At 64.3% G+C, this 26,008-nt stretch carries 23 protein-coding genes and 1 tRNA gene; 5 read left to right on the top strand and 19 right to left on the bottom strand.

Annotation, left to right across the window (positions count from 1 at the left end; translation table 11 throughout):
- Nucleotides 1–12: 12 nt before the first annotated feature.
- Nucleotides 13–1,134: a phospholipase D-like domain-containing protein gene (locus BLR71_RS03750; RefSeq protein WP_092523255.1), complete on the bottom strand. Its 1,122-nt coding sequence runs from the start codon at nucleotides 1,132–1,134 to the stop codon at nucleotides 13–15.
- A gap of 205 nt (nucleotides 1,135–1,339) precedes the next feature.
- Here BLR71_RS03750 and plsB point away from each other — a divergent pair, with 205 nt between their 5' ends.
- Nucleotides 1,340–3,886, top strand: coding sequence for a glycerol-3-phosphate 1-O-acyltransferase PlsB (plsB, locus tag BLR71_RS03745; protein ID WP_092523253.1), 2,547 nt, complete (start codon nucleotides 1,340–1,342; stop codon nucleotides 3,884–3,886).
- A gap of 90 nt (nucleotides 3,887–3,976) precedes the next feature.
- On the opposite strand, the gene BLR71_RS03740 is transcribed toward plsB, so the two are convergent.
- The 6 genes from BLR71_RS03740 to ampD all read right to left on the bottom strand — a co-directional run bounded on the left by BLR71_RS03740 (nucleotide 3,977) and on the right by ampD (nucleotide 12,393).
- The gene (locus tag BLR71_RS03740; protein WP_281241750.1) at nucleotides 3,977–4,702 is read right to left on the bottom strand and encodes a class I SAM-dependent methyltransferase; all 726 of its coding nucleotides are present in this window, start codon (nucleotides 4,700–4,702) and stop codon (nucleotides 3,977–3,979) included.
- A gap of 80 nt (nucleotides 4,703–4,782) precedes the next feature.
- On the bottom strand, nucleotides 4,783–5,487 hold the full coding sequence (gene tsaB / locus BLR71_RS03735) for a tRNA (adenosine(37)-N6)-threonylcarbamoyltransferase complex dimerization subunit type 1 TsaB (RefSeq protein WP_092523251.1): 705 nt from the start codon (nucleotides 5,485–5,487) through the stop codon (nucleotides 4,783–4,785).
- Between the two features lie 159 nt (nucleotides 5,488–5,646).
- Nucleotides 5,647–6,303, bottom strand: a complete 657-nt coding sequence (gene adk, locus BLR71_RS03730) for an adenylate kinase (RefSeq protein ID WP_092523249.1) — start codon at nucleotides 6,301–6,303, stop codon at nucleotides 5,647–5,649.
- A 270-nt stretch (nucleotides 6,304–6,573) separates the two neighbouring features.
- Nucleotides 6,574–8,598, bottom strand: coding sequence for a pyruvate dehydrogenase complex dihydrolipoyllysine-residue acetyltransferase (gene aceF, locus BLR71_RS03725; RefSeq protein WP_092523247.1), 2,025 nt, complete (start codon nucleotides 8,596–8,598; stop codon nucleotides 6,574–6,576).
- Between the two features lie 126 nt (nucleotides 8,599–8,724).
- On the bottom strand, nucleotides 8,725–11,412 hold the full coding sequence (gene aceE / locus BLR71_RS03720; protein ID WP_092523246.1) for a pyruvate dehydrogenase (acetyl-transferring), homodimeric type: 2,688 nt from the start codon (nucleotides 11,410–11,412) through the stop codon (nucleotides 8,725–8,727).
- Nucleotides 11,413–11,832: 420 nt separating this feature from the next.
- Nucleotides 11,833–12,393, bottom strand: a complete 561-nt coding sequence (ampD, locus tag BLR71_RS03715; protein WP_092523244.1) for a 1,6-anhydro-N-acetylmuramyl-L-alanine amidase AmpD — start codon at nucleotides 12,391–12,393, stop codon at nucleotides 11,833–11,835.
- 167 nt (nucleotides 12,394–12,560) lie between these two features.
- Between ampD and nadC the strand changes: the two genes are divergently transcribed.
- A complete protein-coding gene (nadC, locus tag BLR71_RS03710; RefSeq protein ID WP_092523242.1) occupies nucleotides 12,561–13,415 on the top strand; it encodes a carboxylating nicotinate-nucleotide diphosphorylase in 855 nt (284 codons plus the stop codon).
- A gap of 130 nt (nucleotides 13,416–13,545) precedes the next feature.
- On the opposite strand, the gene BLR71_RS03705 is transcribed toward nadC, so the two are convergent.
- From BLR71_RS03705 to BLR71_RS03690, 4 genes are all read right to left on the bottom strand, one after another.
- The gene (locus BLR71_RS03705; RefSeq protein WP_092523239.1) at nucleotides 13,546–14,079 is read right to left on the bottom strand and encodes a GNAT family N-acetyltransferase; all 534 of its coding nucleotides are present in this window, start codon (nucleotides 14,077–14,079) and stop codon (nucleotides 13,546–13,548) included.
- Nucleotides 14,066–14,827 (bottom strand): acireductone synthase, encoded by a 762-nt coding sequence (gene mtnC / locus BLR71_RS03700; protein ID WP_092523237.1) that lies wholly within the window; start codon nucleotides 14,825–14,827, stop codon nucleotides 14,066–14,068. The genes BLR71_RS03705 and mtnC overlap by 14 nt, the downstream gene beginning before the upstream one ends.
- Nucleotides 14,824–15,420 carry a 1,2-dihydroxy-3-keto-5-methylthiopentene dioxygenase gene (locus BLR71_RS03695; protein WP_092523235.1) on the bottom strand — a complete coding sequence of 199 codons (597 nt, stop codon included), beginning with the start codon at nucleotides 15,418–15,420 and terminating at the stop codon, nucleotides 14,824–14,826. Before BLR71_RS03695 ends, mtnC begins: the two co-directional genes overlap by 4 nt.
- A 65-nt stretch (nucleotides 15,421–15,485) precedes the next feature.
- Nucleotides 15,486–16,103, bottom strand: a complete 618-nt coding sequence (locus tag BLR71_RS03690; RefSeq protein WP_092523233.1) for a methylthioribulose 1-phosphate dehydratase — start codon at nucleotides 16,101–16,103, stop codon at nucleotides 15,486–15,488.
- 135 nt (nucleotides 16,104–16,238) lie between these two features.
- On the opposite strand from BLR71_RS03690, the gene tsaA reads away from it, so the two are divergent.
- Nucleotides 16,239–16,970, top strand: coding sequence for a tRNA (N6-threonylcarbamoyladenosine(37)-N6)-methyltransferase TrmO (gene tsaA, locus BLR71_RS03685; RefSeq protein WP_092523573.1), 732 nt, complete (start codon nucleotides 16,239–16,241; stop codon nucleotides 16,968–16,970).
- Nucleotides 16,971–17,182: 212 nt separating this feature from the next.
- Here tsaA and purC read toward each other — a convergent pair whose 3' ends face one another.
- From purC to dapA, 4 genes are all read right to left on the bottom strand, one after another.
- On the bottom strand, nucleotides 17,183–17,896 hold the full coding sequence (gene purC, locus BLR71_RS03680) for a phosphoribosylaminoimidazolesuccinocarboxamide synthase (protein ID WP_092523231.1): 714 nt from the start codon (nucleotides 17,894–17,896) through the stop codon (nucleotides 17,183–17,185).
- A gap of 102 nt (nucleotides 17,897–17,998) precedes the next feature.
- Complete coding sequence (locus BLR71_RS03675) at nucleotides 17,999–18,781, bottom strand: MBL fold metallo-hydrolase (RefSeq protein WP_092523230.1); 783 nt, start codon at nucleotides 18,779–18,781, stop codon at nucleotides 17,999–18,001.
- The gene (locus tag BLR71_RS03670) at nucleotides 18,781–19,722 is read right to left on the bottom strand and encodes a hypothetical protein (protein ID WP_092523228.1); all 942 of its coding nucleotides are present in this window, start codon (nucleotides 19,720–19,722) and stop codon (nucleotides 18,781–18,783) included. Before BLR71_RS03670 ends, BLR71_RS03675 begins: the two co-directional genes overlap by 1 nt.
- Before the next feature lie 35 nt (nucleotides 19,723–19,757).
- Entirely contained in the window at nucleotides 19,758–20,642 is an 885-nt protein-coding gene (gene dapA / locus BLR71_RS03665; protein WP_092523226.1) for a 4-hydroxy-tetrahydrodipicolinate synthase, read from the bottom strand.
- Between the two features lie 336 nt (nucleotides 20,643–20,978).
- Here dapA and BLR71_RS03660 point away from each other — a divergent pair, with 336 nt between their 5' ends.
- Entirely contained in the window at nucleotides 20,979–21,452 is a 474-nt protein-coding gene (locus BLR71_RS03660; RefSeq protein ID WP_092523224.1) for a peroxiredoxin, read from the top strand.
- Between the two features lie 49 nt (nucleotides 21,453–21,501).
- Here BLR71_RS03660 and BLR71_RS03655 read toward each other — a convergent pair whose 3' ends face one another.
- A complete protein-coding gene (locus BLR71_RS03655) occupies nucleotides 21,502–22,599 on the bottom strand; it encodes an AI-2E family transporter (protein ID WP_092523222.1) in 1,098 nt (365 codons plus the stop codon).
- A complete protein-coding gene (locus tag BLR71_RS03650) occupies nucleotides 22,596–22,847 on the bottom strand; it encodes a sulfurtransferase TusA family protein (protein ID WP_092523220.1) in 252 nt (83 codons plus the stop codon). Before BLR71_RS03650 ends, BLR71_RS03655 begins: the two co-directional genes overlap by 4 nt.
- A gap of 145 nt (nucleotides 22,848–22,992) precedes the next feature.
- Between BLR71_RS03650 and BLR71_RS03645 the strand changes: the two genes are divergently transcribed.
- Entirely contained in the window at nucleotides 22,993–24,450 is a 1,458-nt protein-coding gene (locus BLR71_RS03645; RefSeq protein WP_092523218.1) for a M48 family metalloprotease, read from the top strand.
- Between the two features lie 186 nt (nucleotides 24,451–24,636).
- Here the strand turns inward: BLR71_RS03645 and nadA are convergent, their stop codons facing one another.
- Together nadA and BLR71_RS03635 are read right to left on the bottom strand one after the other, a co-directional pair.
- Complete coding sequence (gene nadA, locus BLR71_RS03640; RefSeq protein ID WP_092523571.1) at nucleotides 24,637–25,665, bottom strand: quinolinate synthase NadA; 1,029 nt, start codon at nucleotides 25,663–25,665, stop codon at nucleotides 24,637–24,639.
- A gap of 265 nt (nucleotides 25,666–25,930) precedes the next feature.
- Nucleotides 25,931–26,006, bottom strand: a tRNA-Lys gene (locus BLR71_RS03635).
- Between the last annotated feature and the right edge of the window lie 2 nt (nucleotides 26,007–26,008).

Raw genomic sequence — 26,008 nt, 5'->3', positions numbered from 1 at the left:
GAAAAGGAGCGCTCAGCGCAGCCGGGTGAGCATGGAATCCACCAGGCCCCACAGCCATTCGCGCAGCCGCTGCAACCGCGGGCGCTCGGCCCAGCGCTGAGGATCGACTTCCTGGCTTGCCCGGAAGTTGCGCTCGAAAAGTGCCTGTACCTCGCCGGCAAAACGGACATCGCGCACTTCTTGATTGGCCTCCAGGTTCCACTGCAGGTTCCAGTGATCGAAGTTGCAGGAGCCGATCGCGCTCCAATTGTCCGCCAGCGAGAATTTGGCGTGAATGAAGCTTGGCTGAAACTCGAAGATGCGCACCCCGGCACGCAGCATACGGCCATAGAAACGTTGGCCGGCATAACGCACGCCGGGGTGGTCATGATCGACACCAGGCAGCAGCAGGCGCACGTCCACTCCCCGACGCGCCGCCCGTACCAAACGGTTGCGCAGACTCAGGGTGGGCACGAAATAGGGCGTGCAGATCCAGACCCTGTCCTGCGCCGACTCCAGCTGTGCCTGCAGTGAGCGGCGAATGGCCTGATAGCGATAGCCCTGCCCCCAGACCACTCGCCCCAGCATTCCCCTCGCTCCGCGGTCTTCCCGCAGCGCCACGCGCAGCCCTCGGACCAGGGCAGCCTCGCCCTCACCGCGACTCAAGGACGAATCCCACAGCTTTGAGAATAGCCGCACCCAATCAGCGACCACGGGTCCTTCAATACGCACGGCCACTTCGTACCAGGCGCCGAGGAAAGCATCGACCGCCCCGAAGCCGCCGGTGAAGGCCACCTCACCGTCGACCACCAGCAGCTTGCGGTGGTCTCGGGTCAGGTTGCGGGCGAGCGACTTCCAGGCGAGTGGATTGAAGTAACGTATTGCCACGCCGCGCTTGGCGAGTCGCTCACGATCGGCGCTCTCGAGCCCCATGGCACCGTAGTCATCGAGCAGCAACATCACCGTCACGCCACGCTCCGCGGCCTCTCCCAGAAGATCGATCAAGGAATTGGAGAGCTCGCCGGACTCCATCAGATAGAGCTCGAGAATCAACGAATTCCGGGCCGACTCGATGGCCTTGAACATCTCGGGAAGAAACTGCTGGGCCTCTGCCAGCAGCGTGAAGCGATTTCCGTCACGCCAGTTGCCTTGCATGCCTGCATCCTTATCGCTTGTGTCGAGTCACACCCGTGCTTGCTTACCCATCGACCAGCGCCTGTCGTGCTCGATGCCCCCGCTGTTTTCCCACCGCGTTGCGCGCCTTTCGCGGCCCCTTTCTTGCCCCCCTGGCACCGGCTTTGCGCCGGTCGGGCGTCACCAACGCTATACTAGGCCCTCTCATATTGCATAAGGTAAGGGAATGCCCTGGATATCAGCCCTTGCCAGCCTAGTGCGCCGCCCCGTTCGGGCCCTTATTCGTGCCTGGGTCGAGGTTCGTCTGATCGAGCCTGACCCAGCATCGCTTGGCCTGTCACCAACGGCCATGACGATCTATGTGCTGCCTCATCCGGCGCTCACGGATCGCTTGCTGCTCGAGACCCTGTGCGCGCGAAGCGAGCTGCCCGAGCCGAATCAGCCCTTGAGTGAACAGCAACCGGCGCTGTCACGCTGCGTGTCGCTGCCGGGACGGCGCCGCAAAGCCCAGGCGCCCTTCCTTGGCTACTTAGAGTGGCTGCATGGCCACCCCGAACAGGATCTCGAGCTGCTGCCGGTCAGTGTCTTCTGGGGACGCGCGCCGGGCAAGCGCTTCGGCTTCTGGTCGCTGATCACCGCCGATGACTGGGGGCTGACCGGCCGTCTCAGGCGTGCCCTGGCGGTACTGGTTCACGGGCGCAGCGTCGAGGTGCACTTCGGAGCGCCACTGTCGCTGCGCGCGCTGATCGAAAGACGCCCCGATGCCCTCACCAACCGCAAGGTGGCAAGGCTCTTGAGGGTGCACTTCCGGCGCCAGCGCACCCGAGTGCTGGGCCCCGATCTCTCCCATCGCCGCACCCTGATCGATGGCGTGGTGGCAAGCCCGACGGTGCGCGAGGCCATCGCCGAGACCGCCGAGTCCGAAGGTCGCCAAGTCTCCCGTGTGAAGGCGCGCGCCCGCCGCTATGGCCGCGAGATCGCCTCCAACATGACCTATCCGGTGCTGAGACTGCTCGACGGCCTGCTCGAACGCCTCTGGACACGGCTCTACGACGGCGTCGACGTGGAGGGTATCGAAGCGGTCAAGGCACTGGCCGGTGACCATACCCTGGTCTATGTGCCCTGCCACCGCAGCCACATCGACTACCTGCTGCTGTCCTACGTGCTCTTCCACGAGGGGCTGATGCCGCCGCATATCGCTGCCGGTCGCAACCTCAACATGCCGGTCATTGGCCCACTGCTGCGGCGCGGCGGCGCTTTTTTCATGCGCCGCAGCTTCAAGGGCAATCGTCTCTACCGCGCGGTCTTCCAGGAGTACTTGGCGCGCCTGCTATCCCGCGGGCACCCCCTCGAGTACTTCATCGAAGGCGGACGCTCGCGCAGCGGGCGTCTGCTCGACCCGCGCCCGGGCATGCTGGCGATGACGCTGCGCGCCCATGTCCGAGGCGTGAAGACCCGCGGGCACTCGGGAAAACTGGCCTTTATCCCGGTGGCGATTGGCTACGAGCGCGTCATCGAGAGCGACAGCTACCGAGCCGAGCTTGCCGGCAAACCCAAGCGACGGGAGACACCGCTTGGGCTGCTGCGTGTGTTTGGTCGACTGCGACAACCCTTTGGCCGCGTCAGCGTGACCATCGGCGCACCGCTGCCGCTGAGTTCCTTTCTCGATGCCGAGACGCCCGAGTGGCGCCACGCCAGCGACGAGGACTGGCAGCAGCGCGCGGTGCCGCGACTGGGCGAGGAACTGGCGCGACGCATCAATGCCGCCGTGCCGCTCAATGCGGTGAACCTAGTCGCCCTGGTGCTATTGGCCACTCCGCACAGAGCCATCGAACGCGACCTGCTCGAGCGCCAGCTCGAGCTGCTGGTCGACTTGGCCAGGAGCTCAGCGGAAGCGATTGGCACCGACGGCTCGACCCCCGCCCAGGGCCTCAGTGGCTCACCCGCGGAGTGGATTCCCCACGTCGAGTCGCTGGGCTTTATCGAGCGACGCCACCAGGTGCTTGGCGAGTTGGTGTTGGCGAGCCCGGAGCAGACGAGCCTATTGAGCTGGTATCGCAACAATGTGCTGCATCATTTCGCGCTGGCAGGCCTGGTGGCCTTCGCCTTTCGCAATAACGTCCGCTTCAGCGAGGAAGAACTGCACGCCCTGCTGGCTCCGGGCTGGCCCGTGCTGGTGCGGGAGCTGTATATCACTCCAGAAACGGAGCTGGCCACAGCGCTGCGCGCCACCCTGGATCGACTGGTCGATCAGGGACTCTTGGAGGTCGAGACGCGGCCAGCAGGCGACAAGGCAAGCGTGCCCCGCTGGCGACGCCCCTCGGCGGGGCATGCAGGCCGCGAACAGCTACACCTTTTGGGGCGGCTGATCCAGCCGTCTCTGGAACGGGGCTATCTGCTGCTGGCGAGCCTGTTGCGCCTGCCGAGCGGCAGTTTGACCCGGGATCAACTCGCCGAGCAGAGCGGACTTCTGGCCGAGCGCCTGACGCTGCTGTCGGGGCTGGATGCGCCGGAGTTCTTCGATCGACGGCTGTTCGCGGGTCTGGTCACGAGCCTGGAAGCCGACGGCTGGACATGGCCGGACGAGGACGGTCGGCTTTGCTATGGCGCCGAATTGACGGCGACCGCCGAGCGTGTCAACACCCTCTTCGACCCGGCGCTACGCCACCGCCTGCAGCAGCTTGCCGCGCCGACTAGCGACGCCGCGCCCTCACCCTCATCCAAGGCCGAGGCCGAGGCAAGTACGGCAACGCCGCCTGTTGATGACGCCTAGACGACCATCAACCCAGCAATGCAGCACGATGGGAAAGTCCTTGGCAAAAGTCCTTGGCAAAGGGCAGGCCACCCTGACAGGCGGCATGGGCTAGATATCGCGCAGCGAACGGTGCACGTAGAGATCATAGCGACTGGTCTTGCCCTCGAGGACATGGTGCGGAGCGGGGCCGTCGATCGGCGGCGCCTTGCGTGGGCGCTTGACCACCACCCGGTGGCTGGCCACGTCCAGAGCGGCTTCGAGCAGCCTGGGCGCATCCGCATCATCACCGGCCAGCTCGCGAAAGAGCCGCATCTCCTTTTTCACCAGTGCCGACTTGTCGCGGTGGGGAAACATCGGATCCAGATGGATCACCTGAGGCGCATGGCGCGTCTTGGCGATGGCCTCGGCGAGGCCCAGGCTGGCATCGATGTGCTCCAGCAGCAGGCGAGCAGCGATGGGCGCGGTCTCAGCGTCCTGCTGGGCTCGGGCCAATGCGTCTTCGAGCAGCGCATAGATCGCCGGCACCCGTTCGAGCATCAGCACCTCGGCGCCAAGGCTTGCCAGCACGAAGGCGTCACGCCCAAGTCCCGCCGTGGCATCGACAATGCTGGGCATGGCAGACGCCTGGCCCTTCCCTGCCCCCAAGCCACAGGCCTTGGCGATGAGCTGGCCGCGACCGCCACCAAAGCGGCGGCGATGAGCGGCCTTTCCGGCCACGAAGTCGGCGGCCAGCGGCTTGCCGTACAGCCGCTCGTCGCCGGCCAGCACCAGTTGGCCATCGAGCTGCATGAGCGTCAGCCGAGGCCCAGGCGCGGCTGCCTGCGGCAAGCCCAGGCGTGCGGCAAGCTCGCCAAGGCCCTCACCGCAGACGACCACCGGCGGTTCGTGCCCCGCTTCTGCCGGCTGCTGCCCGCTCACCGGCTCTTCTGCCAGGCTACCTGGTCACGCAGATAGACCGGCTGGGCAAGATGCGGCGCCTCGCCACCGCCCGACGCCAAGGCCTGAGCCGCCAGCAGCACCATATCCTCGGCCGCCGGCTGCATGTCGGGCAGATGCTGGCTGACGCCGGCCTGCACCGTCACCGGCAGCGCCTCCCATTGCTCCCATCCCGAGCCGACCCCGACCCAATCGGCCTCCTCGTGACCGGCGGGCAGCGTCAGTCGCTCAGGCGACACCAGCGCTTCGTCGGCGAGCCGGGTCAACTCACCGGCATGGCAGCGATAGGCGGCGGTATAGAGCTCGCCCATACGGGCATCGATGACCGGCATCACATGACGCAGGTGCAGACGACGATGGCCGGCCAGCGCCAGGGCTTCCAGGGTAGAGACGCCGATCAGCGGGATCTCGAGGCCAAAGGCCAAGCCTTGCGCCACGCCGGCGGCGATGCGCAGGCCGGTAAAGGAGCCGGGGCCGTGCCCGTAGGCCAGGGCGTCCATATCGGCGAGGGTCAGGCCGGCCTCGTCAAGCAGTTCGTCGATCATCGGCATCAGCCGGCGCGTATGTTCGCGGGGCGCCTGCACGAAGCGCGCCAGCAATTGATCGTCATGCCCGTCGCGGCGGCAAAGCAGCGCCGCGGAACAGGCGCTCGAGGAGGCATCCAGGGCCAGCAGGGTCGGCATAGCGGTATCGGGGGTCAGGAGATGTGGGCGGCATTATACGCCGCGGCGTGAAGACGAGGAAAGTTACGGCGTCGCTGGCGGGTGGCACGCCTGGCTAACGGCCTCCCAAACGACCGAGGGCCCGCCATGGCGAGCCCTCGGAGAATCGAGCGGAGGCGATCAGCCCTCGAGCGCCTCGATTACCTGACGGGTGATGTCGTCGACGCTGCCCACACCCTCGACCCGGTGATAGACCGGGGCGACGTCAGCGTCTTCCTTGGCCCACTGCTGATAGTAATCCACCAGCGGGGCGGTCTGGTCGTGATAGACCGAAAGACGGTTGCGCACCGTGGACTCCTGGTCGTCCTCACGCTGGATCAGCGCTTCGCCGGTGACGTCGTCCTTGCCCATTTCCTTGGGCGGATTGTATTCGACGTGGTAGACCCGGCCAGAGCCCGGGTGCACGCGACGGCCCGCCAGACGTTTGACGATTTCCTCGTCGTCGACGGCGATTTCCAGCACGTGATCGATCTTCACGCCGGCGTCCTTCATGGCATCGGCCTGCGGCAGGGTGCGCGGGAAACCGTCGAACAGGAAGCCATTGGCGCAGTCGGGCTGGCTGATACGCTCCTTGACCAGAGCGATGATGATGTCGTCAGACACCAGCCCACCCGTGGTCATGATTTCCTTGACCTTGATGCCCAGCTCGCTGCCTTCCTTAACGGCGGCGCGCAGCATGTCACCGGTGGAGATCTGCGGAATGCCGAAGCGCTCGCAGATGAACTGGGCCTGGGTGCCCTTGCCGGCCCCGGGGGCGCCCAACAGGATCAAACGCATCAGAATGACTCCTTGAATGACTTCGCGTTATAGAGTGAAGGTAAAAATTGTGATGACCGCAGACAATACCGGGGCCAAGCTCGTGAAACAAGCAACGCCGGATCGGGGTCGTCCTAATGCTGACCAGGATCATCCTCACCGCCAGGCCTGGTCTTTCCCAATAGCACTTTGGTCGGGGTTGTCCAGGATGCTGCCTTTGCCCGCATAAAAAAACGGCGCCCGTGGGCGCCGTTTCGGTAGCCGGCAAACGCCGGCAGCATCAAGACCGGATCACAGCAGCATCCGGCGGATGTCGGTCAGCGCCTGAGCCAGGAAGGCCGTGAAGCGCGCCGCATCGGCACCGTTGACCGCACGGTGGTCGTAGGACAGCGACAGCGGCATCATCAGACGCGGCTCGAAGGCCTTGCCATCCCATACCGGCTTCATCTGCGCCTTGGAAACGCCGAGGATGGCGACTTCCGGTGCGTTGACGATCGGTGTGAAAGCGGTACCGCCAATCGACCCCAGGCTCGAGATGGTGAAACAACCACCGGTCATCTCGTCGCGCTTGAGCTTCTTGGTCTGGGCCTTCTTGGCCAGTTCCACGGACTCTTTCGCCAGATCGATCAGCGACTTCTGATCGGCGTTGCGAATCACCGGCACCATCAGGCCGTCCGGGGTATCCACGGCCACCCCGATGTGCACGTACTTCTTGTGCACCAGGGTCTCGCCGTCGCTCTTGAGACTGACGTTGAACTGCGGGAACTTCTTCAGCGCGAAGGCGCAGGCCTTGATCATGAACGGCAGCGGGGTCAGCTTGGCGCCCTGTGCCTCGGCCTCGGCCTTCATCGACTTGCGGAAGGACTCGAGCTCGGTGATGTCCGCCTCGTCGAACTGGGTCACGTGTGGCACGTTGAGCCAGCTGCGATGCAGGTTGGTGGCGCCCATCTTCATCAGGCGGCCCATCGGCTTCTCTTCCACCTCGCCGAACTGGCTGAAGTCCTGATCCGGGATCGGCGGGATGCCTGCGCCGCCGGCTGCCGCCGGTGCCGCAGCGGGAGCCGCCTTGCCCTGGGATTGGCTCATTACCTGCTTGACGAAGCCGTGCACGTCTTCCTTCAGCACCCGGCCCTTGGGACCGGTGGCCTTGACCTGGGTCAGATCAACGCCCAACTCGCGGGCCAGCATGCGCACCGCGGGGCCCGCATGCACGCGCTTGCCATCGCTTACCGGCTCTGCCGCCTGGGGTGCACTCTGCGGCTTGGAGGGTGCCGCGTCCTGCTTGGCTGCTGCCGGCTCTTTTGCCGGGGCCGAAGCCTCCTTCTTGGGCGCTGACGGCTTCTTGGCAGCGGGCTTGGCACCTGCCACCTCGATATAGCCGATCAGGTCGCCTTCGGAGACGGTGTCACCTTCCTTCACGGCAAGCTCGACCAGCTTGCCCTTGAAGGGGCTCGGCACGTCCATCGACGCCTTGTCGGACTCCAGGGTGATCAAGGCGTCTTCTTCGTTGATCTCGTCACCTTCAGCGACCGAGACCTCGATGATCGGCACGTCCTCGCTGCCACCGATATCGGGAACGCGAATCTCCTTGCGCTGAGACTCGCCTTCCTCGGCGCCTTCCGGCTCTTCGTCCGCGCTCGACTGCTCGGCGCTCTCTTCAGAGGCTGAGGCCGGCTCGCTGGGCGCGTCTTCTTCAGCGTCGCCATCGTCACCAGCGATTTCCATGGTGCCGATCACGTCGCCTTCGGAGACGGTGTCGCCTTCCTTGATCGCCAATGAGACGAGCTTGCCGCTATAAGGGCTCGGCACGTCCATCGAGGCCTTGTCGGACTCCAGGGTGATCAGCGCATCTTCCTCGCTGACCTCGTCGCCCTCGGCCACGGCCACCTCGATGATCTCGACGTTCTCGCTGCCGCCGATGTCCGGCACCTTGATCTCGACGGTACGCTTGCCTCCGCCGGAGGATTTCTTCGCCGCCTGGCCGCCGCTTTGCTTCTGCTCGGCTTTCTCGGCCGGCTCGTCCTCAGCCTTGGAGGACGCTTCGGCGGGTGCCTCGTCCTGATCGGCGTCGCCACCGCCCTCGGCTTCGAGCTCGAGGATGTCGTCGCCTTCGGAGACGGTATCGCCTTCCTTGACCAGCACCTTGACGACCTTACCGCCCTTGGGCGCCGGGACATCCATGCTGGCCTTATCGGACTCGAGAGTGATCATGGTGTCCTCAGCGGCGATTACATCGCCTACCGACACCGCGATCTCGATGATTTCGACATCGGTGCTGCCACCGATATCGGGGACTTTGATGATTTCGCTACTCAAGGTCGCGCTCCTTTCCTAATCATGCTCGCCGCAGGCGTAAAATGGGTCAGGCGGGCGAGCCAACGAGCGCAAATACTGCCTGGCCGTCGCTGCTCGCCCTTCATCTGATCAACCCTTACCTGCGTCTCAGGAATCCACCGGATTCGGCTTTGTCGGATCGATGCCATACTTCTTCATGGCATCCGCAACGACCTTGCGGTCGATCTCACCACGCTCGGACAGCGCGCGCAGGGCGGCCACGGTGACGTAATAACGGTCCACCTCGAAGAAGCGACGCAGTTGCTCGCGGGTATCCGAGCGCCCGTAACCGTCGGTCCCCAGGACATGGAAGTCGGCGGGCACCCAGGCACGGACCTGATCGGCGTAAAGCTTCATGTAGTCGGTCGACGCGATCACCGGACCTTCGCAACCTTCCAGCTGCTGAGTGATCCAGGGCTTTTCGCGCTTGTCGTCCGGCTCGAGGAACTGGTTGCGATCATAGTCGAGCGCTTCGCGACGCAGTTCGTTGAAGCTGGTCACGCTCCAGACGTCGGCGACGACACCATGCTCGTCGGCCAGCATCTCGGCGGCGGCCTCGACCTCGCGCAGGATGGTGCCGCTGCCCAACAGTTGAACCCGCGGCGCCTTCTTGCTGCTGGCCTTGCCTTCCTGCAGCAGATACATGCCACGCACGATGCCCTCTTCGCTGCCCTTCGGCATCTCGGGGTGTGCGTAGTTCTCGTTCATCACCGTGATGTAGTAGAAGCAGCTTTCACGATCCTGATACATCCGCTTCATGCCGTCCTGCATGATGACCGCGACTTCGTGGCCATAGCAGGGGTCGTAAGAGCGGCAGTTCGGCACGGTCGACATCAGGATATGGCTGTGGCCGTCCTGGTGCTGCAGACCCTCACCGTTGATGGTGGTGCGACCGGCGGTACCACCGATCATGAAGCCACGGGCCTGCTGGTCGCCGGCTGCCCAGACCAGGTCGCCGATACGCTGATAGCCGAACATCGAGTAGTAGACGTAGAACGGAATCAGCGTCATGTCGTGGTTGGCGTAGGCGGTGGCCGCCGCGATCCAGGCGGCCATGGAGCCGGCCTCGGTGATGCCTTCCTCGAGGATCTGACCTTTCTTGTCCTCGCGGTAGTACATGATCTGGCCGGCATCGACCGGATCGTACTTCTGACCGCCCGAGGCATAGATGCCCAGCTGGCGGAACATGCCTTCCATGCCGAAGGTACGCGCCTCATCGGGAATGATCGGCACCACGCGAGAGCCCAGCTGCTTGTGCTTGACCAGGCCATTGAGCACCCGCACGAACGACATGGTGGTCGACACTTCACGGTCGCCAGAGCCCTTGGTCTGGGAAGCGAACATCTTGTCGTCGAGGCCGGGAATTTCGAGGGTTTCGAACTCGGTGCGGCGCTTGGGCAGGAAACCACCCAGCTTCTCGCGCTGCAGGAACAAGTACTTCATCTCCGGGCTGTCTTCGTCCGGACGATAGTAGGGCACGTTGCCGTCTTCGAGCTGCTTGTCGGTGATCGGCACCCCGAAACGGTCGCGGAATTTCTTCAGCGCCTCGTGTTCCATGGACTTGATCTGGTGGGCTTCCATGTCGGCTTCACCGCTGCCGCCGCCCATGCCATAGCCCTTGACGGTATGCGCCAGCACCACGGTCGGACGACCGTCGGCGTTGTTGACCGCCTCGTGGTAGGCCGCGTAGACCTTCTGCGGATCGTGACCACCCCGGTTGAGACGGAAGATATCGTCGTCGGAGTAGTCCTCGACCAGCTTGGCCGTCTCCGGGTATTTGCCGAAGAAGTGCTCGCGGGTATAGGCGCCGCCGTTGGCCTTGTAGTTCTGGTATTCGCCGTCGACCGCCTCGTCCATGCGCTTTTGCAGCATGTCGTGCTTGTCGCGTTCGAACAGCGGGTCCCACTGACCGCCCCAGACCACCTTGATGACGTTCCAACCGGCACCGCGGAAGACGCCTTCGAGTTCGTCCATGATCCGCGAGTTACCGCGTACTGGGCCGTCGAGGCGCTGCAGGTTGCAGTTGATCACGAAGATCAGGTTGTCGAGATTCTCGCGGCTCGCCAGATGCAGGGCACCCAGGGATTCCGGCTCGTCACACTCGCCGTCGCCGAGGAATGCCCAGACCTTGCGGTCGCGCATGTCGGTCAGTTCACGGGAGTCCAGGTACTTCATGACGTGGGCTTGGTAGATCGCCTGGATCGGCCCCAGCCCCATGGAAACGGTCGGGAACTGCCAGTAGTCCGGCATCAGATAGGGGTGAGGATAAGACGGCAGACCGCCACCCTCGGCTTCCTGGCGGAAGCTGTCCATCTGCTCTTCGGTCAGCCGGCCTTCCATGAAGGAACGCGCATAGATACCCGGGGTCACGTGGCCCTGGATATAAATCAGGTCGCCCTTGTGTTCGCCATCGTCGGCGCGGAAGAAGTGGTTGAAGCCCACTTCGTACAGCGTTGCGCAGGACTGGAAACTGGCAATGTGGCCGCCAAGCCCCTTGTGCTTCTTGTTGGCACGCAGGACCTGCGCCATGGCGTTCCAGCGGATCGCCGAACGAAGCTTGCGCTCGATGAACATGTCGCCGGGGATCTTCGCCTCGCGATGCACCGGAATGGTGTTGCGATGTGGCGTATTGACAGAGAACGGGGGAATGCGGCCATCGCGACGCAGGCGATCAGCCAGACGACTCAATAGGTACTGAGCACGCTCCTCGCCTTCCCGATCAACGACCGATGCCAGGGATTCCATCCACTCCTGGGTTTCGGTCGGATCGAAATCTTCTCTTGCCTCCAGACTCATAGACGTCTCTCCGAATGAAGATATTGTGTCGGTCTGCCCTCACCCGGGAGGAGGGAGGGGCGTATGGCGCTCTTCAGTGCGAGCGTGACCTTCTATGGGTCACGTCTTCGGATATAGTGGGCATGTAGTGTCGTTACGGAATGATACGCGGAATGCCCGGAATCAGGCCACGAAGATACCGCAAAGACCAGCGCCTGCCAATTGCAGTAAAAATGGAAACTTTTTCCATTTCAAATATTGCATTGCAGCACAAGGACCTAGCGCACCACTCCACTGAGCCTAGACGAAAGCTCGCCGTCTGTAACCGAACTACAAACGGCCCGTGCAACGCTCGCAACCGAGCGACCTGTCCAGCCGCTGATTGCCGCTTAACGACTCGGCTCACGATGATGCAAAGGCCAGCGGGCAGGATCCGACAGCTCACATCTCGGCCGTTAAGCACTGGCGAAAATAGGCCCAGTCGAAGGCCGGGCCAGGGTCGGTCTTGCGCAGGGGCGCAATACGGGCATGGCTGGTGATGCGCTCGGCTGTCAGGGCGGGATAGTGTTCCAGCAGGTCCTTGACCACGCCTGCCAGTGTCGCGTACTGAGCGGCGCGGTAAGGGCTTTGCTCATCGCCTTCAAGCTCGATGCCAATCGCGAAGTCGTTGAGCTCGCCACGCCAGGAAACGCCATCGAACCAGCAGGAGCGACCGGCATGCCAGGCGCGCCGCTCGAAGGGCACGAACTGCACGGCTTCGCCATCGCGGCGAATCAGCAAATGGGCGGACACGCGAAGCGCGGCAATCTGGGCAAAGTAGGGATGCGCCCCAGGGTCGAGGCAGTTGGTGAACAGCCGTTCGATCGCATCACCGGCGAAAACGCCCGGCGGCAGGCTGATCGAATGCAGCACCAGCGCCGATACCTCGCCCTTGGGGCGCGCATTCTGGTTCGGTGACGGCTGCTGGCGAGCCGGTGCCCAGAGGCCCTGTTCGATCTTCATGCCTCGTGCCTCATTCGACTTCCCTCCCATCATGGCCCGGTCGCGGCTTGCGCCATGTGACGCGCCAGGCGTGGATTCCCTATAATGAAGCATTGTCGCATCGATTCATCCTTCAGGCACCGCTGCCCTGCGCCGGTGCTGCCCACGCCAGGGAGCCCAGGCACGCCATGCATTACCACGAAGCCCTCGCCGAAGAGATCCGCACCAGTGCCGCTAGGTTATTGGCCGAAGACGTCGGTCCTGGCGACATCACCGCCCAGTTGATTCCCGAACGCCAGTGGGCCACCGCCCGGGTTATCACCCGCGAGGACGCCGTGCTGTGCGGCGTGGCCTTTGTCGACGAGCTCTATCGTCGTCTGGATTCCCGGGTGGCGCTTAACTGGCAGTATGCCGACGGCGACCGGATGGCGGCCGGCGACACCCTGCTGGAACTCGAGGGCCCGGCCCGCAGCCTGCTGACCGGCGAGCGCGCCGCCCTGAATCTCCTGCAGACGCTCTCCGGCACCGCCACCCGCACTCGCGCCTACGTCGACCTGATCCAGGACACCGGCGTGCGCCTGCTGGATACCCGCAAGACCCTGCCCGGCCTGCGCCTGGCCCAGAAGTACGCGGTGACCTGCGGCGGCGGTTACAACCACCGGGTCGGCCTCTATGACGCCTTCCTGATCAAGGAGAACCATATCGCCGCCTGTGGTGGCATTGCGGCGGCGGTCAAGGAAGCTCGAGATATTGCCAAGGACCTGCCGGTCGAGGTCGAAGTCGAAACCTTCGAGGAGCTCGACCAGGCGCTGGCGGCTTCGGCCGACGTGGTGATGCTCGACAACTTCTCGTTGGATGATCTGCGCGAGGCGGTACGCCGTGGCAGCGGCCGCGCCACCCTGGAAGCCTCGGGCAACGTCAGTGACGCCACCCTGCGAGCGATCGCCGAGACCGGCGTCGACTGCATCTCCAGCGGCGCCCTGACCAAGGACGTGCAGTCCATCGACCTGTCGATGCGCATCCTGAAAACCGAGACCCGTTAAAGCGCCCACCAAGGGCAGCACGAGCCCCGCCCGAAAGCGCTCATGGCGCCGCCGGGCGGGCATTCATGCCATGTATTCCGTGTATCCCAGGCTTTATCTGAAAGGCCGACGAGGAAGACGCAGTGCTTGTCTAGGTCTCGACCAGATCAAGCCGTTTGACCAGACGCACCCGTGGCAGTCGCTCACCGCCACGCTCTACCCACTCTTCCCCTTCTTGGCACCAGCCGCGCTGGATCAAATGCGGCGCCAGCATCAGGCTTGCCTCGATACGCACCCGCGCCAGTCCCTGTTCCAGAAACATGCGCTCCGCATGGACCAGCAGGGTACTGCCGATACCGCGGCGAGCAAGCGACGGCCAGACATAGAGCGTTTCGATGCGCCCCTCGCCGTCACCGCCCTGCCCGATCTCCAGAAAGCCCACGCAGCGCCCATCACAGGCCGCCACCAGGGTCGGGTGAAGCAGTTGGCGGGCCACCCAGGCACTGCCTTCGCGAGGCAGCACCGCTGCCCAGGCACGGCGCTGCTCGACGCTGTAGTGCTGGGCCGCGCCCTGCATCACCGCATGATGGAAGACCTCGGCCTGATCGGCACCGTCATCGGGCAGAGCGTCGCGATAGACGATGCGCGCCTTGCCGGCGCGGGGGCTGCTATCAGCGGCGGTCATTGCTTCCTCCTGATTCACAATGGGCCTCAGCACGATGCGACTCGTCGAAGCTCGCTGCATCACGGCCCATTCCATCAAGGCTCACTTCATCGAAGCGTGTCGCCAGCGGATGTTCGCCGGTGGTCATACCGGGCTCACGCACCAGCTGGCAGGTCGCGAGGCCGGCCGCGCGAGCGGCGTCGAGTTCGGCGACGACGTCCGAAAGGAAGAGAATCTCCTGCGGCGCATGACCGATCGCCTCGACGATGCGCCTATAGCTTTCGGCCTCACGCTTGGGGCCGGTCGTGGTGTCGAAGTAGCCGGCAAACAGCGGCGTAAGATCCCCCACATCGCTATGGCCGAACAGCAGCCGCTGGGCCTGTATCGACCCCGAGGAATAGACGTAGAGGGCATAGCCCTGCTCATGCCAGCGCATCAGGGCCTCGGCGGCGTCGGGATAGACGTGACCGGTGAAATCCCCGGCCTGATACCCGGCCTCCCAGACCATGCCCTGCAAGGCCTTGAGGGGCGTGGCCTTGCGGTCCTCTTGAATCCAGCCCTCGAGAATGGCGATCAGCCGCTCGATATCCGCATCGGGCTCGGCGGCCTCCTCGCGGGTTGCCTCGAGCTGCCTGGCGACGTCGGCCTGCTGGTAATGCTGGCGAACGAAGTCGCCCAACTGCCGGCGGGCATAGGGAAAGAGCACCTCATGAACGAAGGCGATCGAGCCGGTGGTGCCCTCGATATCGGTGACGATGGCGCGAATCATGCAAGGCTCCCCGGTGCCGACTCAGCAGACTCGCCTCCGCCGGTCGGCAAGGCCTCGAAGCGCGGGAAGCGGGCGGCGATACCCGCGCCGGTGAAGTTCGCTACCCAGCCTTCGGGATTGGTGAACAGGCGAATGGCGGTAAAGTGCGGCGCCGGTCCCATATCGAACCAGTGGGGCGTGCCCGCCGGCACCGACATCAAATCGCCCTGGGCACAGCCCACCGCATAGACCCGCGAATCCAGGTGCAGATAGAAGACCCCCTCGCCGCGCACGAAGAAGCGTACCTCGTCCTCGCTGTGACGATGCTCGTCGAGGAACTTGGCGCGTAACGCCTCCCTGTCCGGATGTTCAGGCGTCAAACCGATCACATCGGCGGTGGCAAAGCCATTGTCGGCCTTGAGACGCTCGATTTCCTCGGCGTAAGCCGCTAGCACCACCTCGGGGTCAGCGTCGGGCGCCAGATCGGCCTTGGTGGCCCAGCGCTCGAACCGAATGCCGTGCGCCGCGAGCTCGGCGGCGATGCGCTCACCATCATGGGTGGTCAGCAGCGGCTGGTCCGGGTCATGGTCGTGGTAGACGTTGAGAAAGCTCATGGCAAGACTCCATCGGGCAAGGCGAGCGGGCGGGCCGCGCCCCGCCGTATCGTGGGCCGCTCCGCTCAGCGGGTACGGCGCATTATCAGTTCACAATCGAAGAGGAAATCCAGCGCCTCGACCTGGCGCAGGCATCCGCTCATGTCCCGCGCCCAGGTATAGAGGCCGTGGCCGCGGATCAAATAGGCGCGTGTATCGAGACCCCGCAGCCGCTCGCGCGCCACCTCGGCCAGCGCGGCGATGTCCTGGTCATTATCGACGATGGGCACCGCCAATGCCGTATCGTGGCTTGCCACTCCCTCAATTGCTTTCTGCAGCTCGAACCCCTCGAGCCACAGGGTATCGCCCTCGATCAGGCGCGACAGCACGGTGGCGGCCCGGGAATGGGTATGCAGCACAGCGCCGGCCTCGGGCCTGTCCTGGTAGAGCTGGCCATGCAGACGCGCTTCGTCCGACGGCTTCTGGGGGCTGCCGAGCGGTGTGACGGCGAAGTCGGTGACCATGACGTCGGCCGGCGTCAGCCGTCCCTTGTGACGACCCGATGCCGTTACCGCCATATGAGTCGCATCCAGGCGCACCGAAAAATTGCCGCCGGTGGCCGGCACCTGACCGGCGCGGTACAGCTCGTCACCGGCGGCCACGATGGCCTGCTGGGCGCGGGCCAGTTGCTCGAGATCGATCACCGCTGTGTCTCCCGTGAATGATGCCGCCAGACTACCTAAGGCGCGCGTCGGCGCCAATCCTCATGGCCGTGCAAGGCACATGGCACAAGATAGAGCGCCGTGCGCCAGCTGCGCAGGCACGGCATAATGCGGCCCATGAATCCTCCTTCTGCATCCAACGCCGACGCCTTCGCCCTTACGCCCATCGGGCGCATCGAGAGCGATTACCCGGACAAGTTCGGCATACCCCGCCAGCCAGGACTGGCGCCGGCCGCCCGCGCCCGCCTGGTGCTGCTACCGCCCTACGATGACCCGCTCAGCGTGCGTGGCCTCGAGGCCTTCAGTCACCTATGGCTGACCTTCGTCTTTCACCATAGTCCCGAGCGCTGGTCACCGCTGGTGCGCCCGCCGCGCCTGGGAGGCAATGCCAAGGTCGGCGTCTTTGCCAGCCGCAGCACCCACCGCCCCAACCGCCTGGGGCTGTCGCTGGTCGAACTCAAGGGCATCGATACCGACAACGGCGTGGCACTCGAGCTTTCCGGCCACGACCTGCTCGACGGCACCCCGATACTCGACATCAAGCCCTACCTGCCGTGGGCAGAGGCGCAACCCGACGCCAGGGCCGGCTTCGCCCCCGCCGCACCGCCCCAGTGCCCGGTGGCCTTTTGCGCAGCGGCCGAGGAAACCCTGTCCCAGCGCGAAGACGCCGCCTCGCTGCGCGCCCTGATCGGCCAGGTGCTGGCCCAGGACCCCCGCCCCGCCTATCGCAAGGGCGCCGAGTCACGTATCTACGGGGTAAGGCTGCGCGATGTCGATGTGCGCTTTCGTGCCCTGGCCAATGCGGCAGGCGAGACGCGCCTGGAGGTGGTCGAGATCGTGGCGGTATAGCGCTTCGGCTTGGTAGGTCTGGCCCGTTGCCACGACGTCGCGAGGGCGCTATGACCCCATCCCTGGGCGCTACTTTTGCCATCCCTGGCAAAAGACCCTCGCGCCACCTGGCTCCGGGCCGACCGGTCGCTCATTGCTCTTATCGCTAGCCATGTGCAGAAACGACGAAGGGCCCCGTAAGGCCCTTCGTTCGACATGGCGTGTTGGCCGCCTCAGTCGAAGCTGATACCGATACGACGGCCCACTTCCTCATAGGCCTCGATCACACCGCCAAGGCCCTGGCGGAAGCGGTCCTTGTCGAGCTTCTCGCGGGTCTTGGCATCCCACAGGCGGCAACCGTCCGGCGAGAACTCGTCGCCGAGCACGATCTGGCCCTTGAAGACGCCAAACTCGAGCTTGTAGTCGACCAGCAGCATGCCACCTTCTTCGAACAGCGCCTTGAGCACATCGTTGACCTTGTAGGTCAGCGCCTTCATTTCCTTGAGCTGCTCGGGCGTCGCCCAGCCGAAGGTCTCCGCCAGCGACTCGTTGATCATCGGGTCGTGCTGGGCATCGTTCTTCAAGAACAGCTCGAAGGTCGAGGGCGTCAGCACCTGGCCTTCCTCGACGCCAAGGCGCCGGCACAGGCTGCCGGCAGCAATGTTACGCACCACGCACTCCACCGGCAGCATATCGAGCTTCTTGACCACGCACTCGGTATCCGAGAGCAGGCCGTCGAAGTGCGTCGGAATGCCGGCTTCCTGAAGTTTGCCCATGATGAAGGCATTGAACTTGTTATTGACCATACCCTTGCGCGCCAGGGATTCCATCCGCTCGCCGTCGAAGGCACTGGTATCGTCGCGGAATTCGAGGATCAGGCGATCCGGGTCGTCAGTGTGATAGACCGACTTGGCCTTGCCGGCATAGAGCTCTTGACGCTTTTCCATGAGGGGTCTCCGAATGGGGAGGTAACGGACAGAGGTGATAACAGGGTCGTTAAACAGGTAACGGATGACGTGGCGGTGCGACAAACGGGGGCTAAACAAAGCCTAGCGGATGGTCTGCCAGTCCAGGCCCTGATCCTGGGCGGCGACCACCAGCCGTGATTCATCGCCATCGAGCAGCGGCACCAGCGCTTCCAGCGCAAGCTCTGGGCGGTTGTTATGTTCCGACAGGTGCGAGCAGACGATCCGCTGCAGCCGGTCGAGCCCGACCCCCGCTAGCAGCGTCGCCGCCTGGGGATTGGACAAATGCCCCCAATCGCCACCCACGCGGCGCTTGAGACGCGGCGGATAAGGCCCATCGGCCAGCATCTGCCGGTCATGGTTGCACTCGAGGATCAGGGCATCGCAGCCGGCGAAGGCCTGGATCACATGGGCGCTGGGATGGCCAAGATCGGTCACGACACCCAGCCGTCGACCATGGGCGCTTAAGTGGAATTGTACCGGTTCTCGGGCGTCATGGGGCACGGTCACCGGCATGATATCGATTCCGCCAATGGCCAACGTCGCCTGGGGGGTGATCCACTCATGGCGCGGCACTTCCTTGAGGCGACCCGACAGCCAGGTGCCGGGCGTCAGGTAGACCGGCATACCATGGCGCCGCGCCAGGGCGCCGACGCCGCCGATATGATCGCCGTGTTCATGGGTCACCAGCACCGCAGCGAGCTGCTTCGGGTGCAACCCCAGCCGGGCGAGCCGCCGCTCGGTTTCGCGCAGCCCGAAACCGCAGTCGATCAGCAGATGGGTCTCGCCGTCGCTGACCAGGGTCGCATTGCCCTTGCTTCCACTGCCCAGCGACGCGAAGTGCAGGGCAGGCGTTGCTGGCGGCATCAACGCAACAGCGAGGACAGCCGACCCAGCAGGTCGCGCACGCCGTCATCGTCCAGCGCCGGCTCGCCGACACTCGTTACCGTCAGGCGCGCTTGCCCATTCTCCGCCGGCACCACATTGAGCCGCGCACGACGGGGCGTCTGGTCGCTGAACAGCCGGTTGATCATCCCCGGATGGCGCTCGGCCAGCGGCAGGTAGGCGATCTCGAAGTCGCCGCCTGCGGCGTCCTGGTCAAGCAGCTGCTGCTCGGGCTGGTCGAAGTCGCGCTCGAGCAAGTGGCTAAGCTCGGCCCAGGCCTGCTCGGCGTCGGAATCGATCAACAAGGCGCGGTTGCCCTCACCGCCAACCAGGCGCGCCACCGCAGTGCCAGCGGCATTGCGGCTAGACAGGTTCGAAGCCATGGCGGTCTGGCCGCGGGCATCGAGGTAGCCGGCCAGGGCATTCAGGCAGCCGTCGAGAGCGCTTGCGTTTAGCTCGCAGCGCACCTCGCTGGTGGCGCCTAGGCCATCGTTGACCACGATGACGCCATCGGGCGTCGTCAGGCGCCGGGCCACTTCATCGCGATCGGTGACGCTCAGCCGCTGGCGCTCGCCGAACTCGACGATACGCGGCCACACCACTTCCGGCGGGTCATTGACCGTCAGCCAGCGGGCATCGCCCATGCTGCGGCGCTCGACGTAATCGCGCTCAGCGACAGACGGCTGAGGCCTGGGAGCGGTAAATTCGTCATCCAGCTTGCGGTAAGGCCGGTTGGCTCTGGGTACCGGCATCGCTTCGCGGGTCTCATAGAGCTCGCTGCCGGCCGGCAGGGCCAACGGCTCGGCACTCTTGGCCTGGGTGTAGGCTTCACTACGGTCATCGTAGTAGCCGCCGCTGGAACAGCCGGCCATTGTCAGGGCAATGGCCGCTACCAGCGGCATCCAGTTCGTGGCAGCTTTCATGCATCCACCTTGATTATCGGACAAGCGAGGGGCGTTCAGTCGTCGCTGACGCCTGCCAGTTGCAGCGCCTCGCCGACCGTTGAATGATATTTCTCGGACAGCCAGGTCAGCGGCAGACGAATGCCCTGCTCGGCGTAGCCCATGTGATTCAGTGCCCACTTGACCGGAATCGGGTTGGCCTCAATGCCCAGCTGCGTATGCAGCGGCATCAGCCGGGTATTGATCTGGTGTGCCTTGTCGGCATCGCCGGCCACGGCGGCCGCACACAGGTCGTGCATGGCGCGGGGCACCACGTTAGCGGTTACCGAGATGTCGCCGTGGCCGCCCATCAGCATGAAGTCACAGGCGGTGGCGTCATCGCCAGAGTAGAGCATGAAGTCCGAGCCCTTGAGGCGCTCGATCAGATCCTCGGCGCGCTCCAGGTTACCGGTGGCATCCTTGAGGCCGACGATGTTGTCGACTTCGGCAAGGCGCAGCACGGTCTCGTTGTAGATGTCCGAGCAGGTGCGACCAGGCACATTGTAGAGAATCACCGGCAGGTCGCTGGCGTCGGCAATGGCCTTGAAGTGCTGGAACAGGCCTTCCTGGGTCGGCTTGTTGTAGTAGGGCGCCACCGTCAGGCAGTAATCGGCGCCGACTTCCTTGGCGTATCGGGTCAGCTCCACTGCCTCGGTGGTGTTGTTCGAGCCGGTACCGGCGATGACCGGGATGCGGCCACCGACCTCTTCTACCACGGTGCGAATGACGTCGAAGTGCTCGGCGAAGGACATGGTGGTCGGCTCACCGGTCGTACCGGCGGCGACGATGCCATCGGTGCCATGCTCGAGGTGAAAGCGCACCAGGCGGCGCAGCGCCTCCCAATCGATCTCTCCGTTTGCCTTCATCGGCGTCGCCAGGGCGACGATACTGCCTGTGATCATCTTCTTTCCTCTACAAACGCCTATGCATCAGCCGCCGCAGAAGATGGCGCTGATGGTTGAACCGGTATGAAGCCGCATATGAAGCCAGGGCCTAGATGGTACTCAGGCCGCCAGAGCCTGTACAGAACCCAACGCAAGGACTTTCGTTTAGGTATCGCCGTCTTCGACAGAGCCTTTACAGCACCGCGGCGCTGACGTGTAATCTTTGCACAATCTGGATGCTCGGCATTCGATGCCGACAGATCATGCCAACACCATGATGCCCCGGAACCGTGAATTCAAAGCGCTGAATTTCGCTACTCGCGATGATATCCACTACTGCCTAAGGAGCTTCCCATGAGCTTAAGCCTCGGCAACCCCGTACCCGACTTCACTGCCACAGCGACCGGCGACACCACCGTGACCCTGTCAGAACTCAAGGGCCAACAGGTCGTGATCTACTTCTACCCCAAGGCCAGCACCCCGGGCTGCACCACCGAAGGCGGTGACTTTCGCGACCGCAAGGATGCCTTCGATGCCGCCAACACCGTGATTATCGGCGTGTCTCGAGACGGCATTCGCGCCCAGGAAAACTTCAAGGCCAAGCAGGCCTTCAACTTCGAGTTGATCTCCGACAAGGACGAGGCGGTCTGCAAACTATTCGACGTCATCAAGCTCAAGAAGCTTTACGGCAAGGAGCACCTGGGGATCGAGCGCAGCACCTTCCTGATCGATAGCGAAGGCAAGCTTGCCCGCGAATGGCGAGGCGTCAAGGTCAAGGGCCATGTCGAGGAAGTGCTCGAAGCGGCCCAGGCCCTTCACGCCGGTTGATACCCCTCCCCGCCCACGCCGGCCGACAATGGCGGCCTGGGCGGGGCCTTTAGCTATGCTGCTCGCCTCTGACCGGCTGGTCGGCGAGCTCCTGTATCCCTCTCGGCCAGGCATAGACCAGCGCCTTGAGCAGCGTTGCCAGCGGAATCGCGAAGAAGATTCCCCAGAAGCCCCAGATACCGCCGAAGAACAGCACCGCCAAGATGATCGACACCGGGTGCAGATTGACAGCCTCGGAGAACAAAATCGGCACCAGCACGTTACCATCCAGTGCCTGCAGCACGCCGTAGGCGAGGATCACGTACAAGAACTGCTCACCGATGCCGAAGTGGAAGCCCGCAACCGCGGCCACCGGAAGCGTCGCCACGGCAGCACCGATGAAGGGAATCAGCACCGACAGTCCTACCAACATGCCCAGCAGCGCCGAGTACGGCAGGCCGAAATAGGCAAAGGTCAGGAAGCCGGCACTCCCCACGATCACGATTTCGATGAACTTGCCGCGCACGTAGTTGGCGATCTGGGCGTCCATCTCGTGCCAGATACGGGTCATCAGGTCGCGCTTGCGCGGCATCAGCCATAGCGTGAAACCGACCAGCCGCTCGCGATCCTTGAGCATGAAGAACACTAGGATCGGCACCAGCACCAGATAGATGATCAGATCCATCAAGTTGCCAAGCGAGGCCAGCGACAGGGTCAGGGCCCGCTGCCCGACCTGGGTAAGCTCGCGGCCGGCCGCGTCGATCCAGCCCTGAATCTGGTCCGGGGTGACCAGGTTGGGATAGCGCAGTTGAACCTCATCCAGAAAGCTCTGGCCACTGGCGAACATGCGCGGAATCTCCTGGACGAGGCTGACCATCTGGTTCCAGATCAGCGGCATGACGATCAGCGCCATGGCTAACAAGATGCCGAGAAAGCCCAGGTACACCAGCAGCACCGCTGCCAAATTCGGCACATGGCGTCGGGTCAACCAGTTCACCGCCCCCTGCAGCAGAAAGGCGATCACCAGCGCGGTGAGAAAAGGCGCGAGCATGCCGCCCAGCAGCACCACCGCCGCGGTGCCGACAATCAGCAGCAACAGCAGGATGACCGCTTCCTCGTCAGAGAAGTAGCGCTCCAGCCAGCCCGAAAACAATGCCTTCAGCGTCATGCCGAACGCTCCTTATCGCCCTTGCGCAGCCAGTAATGATAGACCTCGCCGCGCGTCTCCCGCGCTGGCATCTCGTGGCCGCTCTGGGCAATGTAGGACTCGAAGTCCCGCCATGAGCCGGCATCGGTGGCCATCACCTCGAGCACCTGCCCTACCGCCAGCCGCGACAGTGCCTGCTTGGCCTTGAGCAACGGCAGCGGGCAGGGCAGGTCTCGGGCATCGAGCACATCGTCTGGTTGCAAGGTCATGCCGTCTCCCGAAACAATGGGGGATGAAAAATGGGAATTGAAGATCGAACCGCCAGGCGGCTCTCAGTACACGGCACTTTAGCGGATCGGCAGCGGTCGGAGAAGAAGGCGCGCCTCGCCCGGGCGCTCATGCACGAGGAACATCATGCCATCACCCTGGAAGGCTTGGCGATACGCCATCGCCACGCTGGCCATGACCGGCGCCCTGACCACGACGCCAGCCCAGGCCGTTGAATTCGACCTGCCACAGCTTGGTTCGGCCACCAGCGGCGTCAACCCGAGCGAGGAATACCGCCTGGGCCGTACCTGGCTGCGGCAGTTCCGCGCCCATGCACCGCTATGGCAGGACCCGCTCAGCCAAGACTATGTCGACACTCTGATCGCCCGCCTGCTGCCCGACAGCGGCATCCAGCGCAATCAACTGCTGGTGACCCTGGTCGACAGCCGAGTGCTCAATGCCTTCGCGGTGCCCGGGGGCGTGGTGGGGATCAACGCCGGCCTCTTTGCCTTCGCCAAGGACGAAGCCGCTCTCGCCTCGGTGCTGGCCCACGAACTGGGCCACCTGTCACTGCGCCACTACGCTCGTCAGAAAGCCAGAGCAGAAGAGACCCAGCTGCCGACCATGGCCGCGATGCTTGCCGGCATGCTGATCGCCGCCGGCGGCGGAGGCGATGCAGGAATTGCCGCGGCAATGGGCTCGCAAGCCGCCTTCTTTCAGGACCAGTTGGCCTATTCGCGGCGCTACGAACAGGAGGCCGATCGCCAAGGCCTGCAGGTGATGCGCGAGGCCGGCTACGACCCTCAGGCCATGGTCGACATGTTCCGCGCCATGCAGCGTCAGGCAGCCTTGCAGGGCGGCAACCCGCCGGAGTTTCTGCTCACTCACCCGCTCACCGAGTCGCGTATCAGCGATATTCAGGCCAGAGCCATGGGCATGGGAGCCGGCAGCCTCCGCGACACGGGGCCGCAATATGACATGGTACGCGCCCGCGCGCTGCTGCTGATTCACCAGGACGCCCCGACCCAAGCCGTCACCCTGCTCAACCAGAGCGCCCCCTCGCCGGCCGCCAAGCGCTACCTGGCGGCCCTGATCCGCGCTCGTCAGGGAGACCTGGCCGGCGCGCTCTCGGCGCTCGATGCCCTGGCGCGGGAATGGCCTGACCTGCCGCTGATTCCCACCAGCGCCGCCGAACTGGCACTGGATGCCGGGCAGCACGGCGAAGCCTTGTCCCGCAGCCAACACGTGCTGCGGCTGATGCCGGACTATTTCCCGGCCCGCATGATCGAAGCGGAAGCCCAGCTACAGCAGGACCCCAACGCCGCCTTCGGCACGCTGCGCGACCTTAGCGAGCAGCGCCCCGAAGCCCCTCAGGTCTTCAACCTGCTGTCAGAGGCCGCCGGGCGCAGCGACCGCGAGGCCTGGAGCCACCTGGCCCGCGCCGAATACCTGCAGTTGACTGGTCACATCACTCAGGCCATTCGCCAGTTGGATATCGCCGAGGACGTGGCCAAACAGGCAAGTGACATCGGCATTACCGGTCGTATCGAGGAGCGCCGCGAGGCCTTCGAAGCCTACCGTGAGGAGCTCAAGGACTTTCAGTAGCCGGCGACGCCTCGCTATTGGCGGCCCCTTTCGTTTCTCTCCAATGCAAAGAAGCGGCCCGCCCCAATACAAAAAAGCGGCCCGCCCCCAACCAGAGGGCGGGCCGCTGTGCTTTCGGCCAGTTCAACTCAAGTGACATGGGCGACATGCGCCGCCACTACCGGCCAATCAAGGCCGGGGGCTGGCTTAGCGCTGGAAGTTGAGCATCCGCTCCAGGGGCTTCAACGCCTTCACGCGCAGCGCGTCGTCCACCTGAATCTCGCCGCTCAGCTCGCGCAGCGCGCCGGCCAGGTTATCCAGGGCGTTCATGGCCATCCACGGGCAATGGGCGCAGCTCTTGCAGGTCGCGCCACGCCCGGCTGTCGGCGCCTCGAAGAGGGTCTTCTCCGGCACCGCCTGCTGCATCTTGAAGAAGATGCCGCGGTCGGTGGCCACGATCAGCTTGTCCTGAGGCAGCTCCTTGGCCGCCTTGATCAGCTGAGAGGTGGAGCCTGCCACATCGGCGAGCTCGACCACCGCCGCCGGGGACTCCGGGTGCACCAGCACCGCCGCCTCCGGATAGAGCGCCTTGAGGTCTTCGATGCCCTTGGCCTTGAACTCCTCGTGCACGATGCAGGCACCGTCCCAGAGCAGCATGTCGGCGCCGGTCTGCTGCTGGATGTAGCCTCCCAGATGCTTGTCCGGCGCCCACAGAATCTTCTCGCCTCGGGCCTTGAGATGCTCGATCACGTCGACGGCAATCGAGGACGTCACCACCCAATCGGCGCGCGCCTTCACGGCGGCCGAGGTGTTGGCGTAGACCACTACGGTGCGGTCGGGGTGGGCATCGCAGAAGGCCGCGAACTCATCGGCCGGGCAGCCGATATCCAGCGAGCAGGTCGCCTCGAGGGTCGGCATCAGCACACGCTTTTCAGGCGATAGAATCTTGGCCGTCTCGCCCATGAAGCGCACACCGGCCACCACCAGGGTCGAGGCCTCATGGCGGGCACCGAAACGGGCCATTTCCAGGGAGTCGGCCACACAGCCGCCGGTTTCCTCGGCAAGCTGCTGGATGGCGTCGTCGGTATAATAATGCGCTACCAGCACGGCATTACGCTCATGCAGCAGGCGTTTGATTTCATCGATACGCGCCTCATCCTCGGCGGGAATGCGCGTCGGGCAGTAGGCGCGGGCCAGATGCTCGCGCACCTCGGCTCGGGAAGTCATGATCGTCATCGTGTCTACCACTGTGACTGGCAGGGGCTCCCCCTGCATGGCACCAGATGCATCGGCGGTCGTGCTCTCTGCACGCACCGAGGCTCCAGAGGGCGTTGGCGGTGCGGCTCCCGCATCACCTGCCCAACGGCCATTTTAGCTCGAATTGAGACGCTTGTCGTCGCCATAACGCCATGGCATTGCCTTGCCGCGCAGACGAGCCGATACCTAGCATCCATAGCAAAACGCCCCGACCTCTAAGAGATCGGGGCGTTTCGGCATAATTTGGTGGGTCGTGTAGGATTCGAACCTACGACCAATTGGTTAAAAGCCAACTGCTCTACCAACTGAGCTAACGACCCGC

It is taken from the genome of Onishia taeanensis, from assembly GCF_900100755.1.
GTDB lineage: Bacteria > Pseudomonadota > Gammaproteobacteria > Pseudomonadales > Halomonadaceae > Onishia > Onishia taeanensis.
This window is presented reverse-complemented; position numbering and strand designations above follow the sequence as displayed.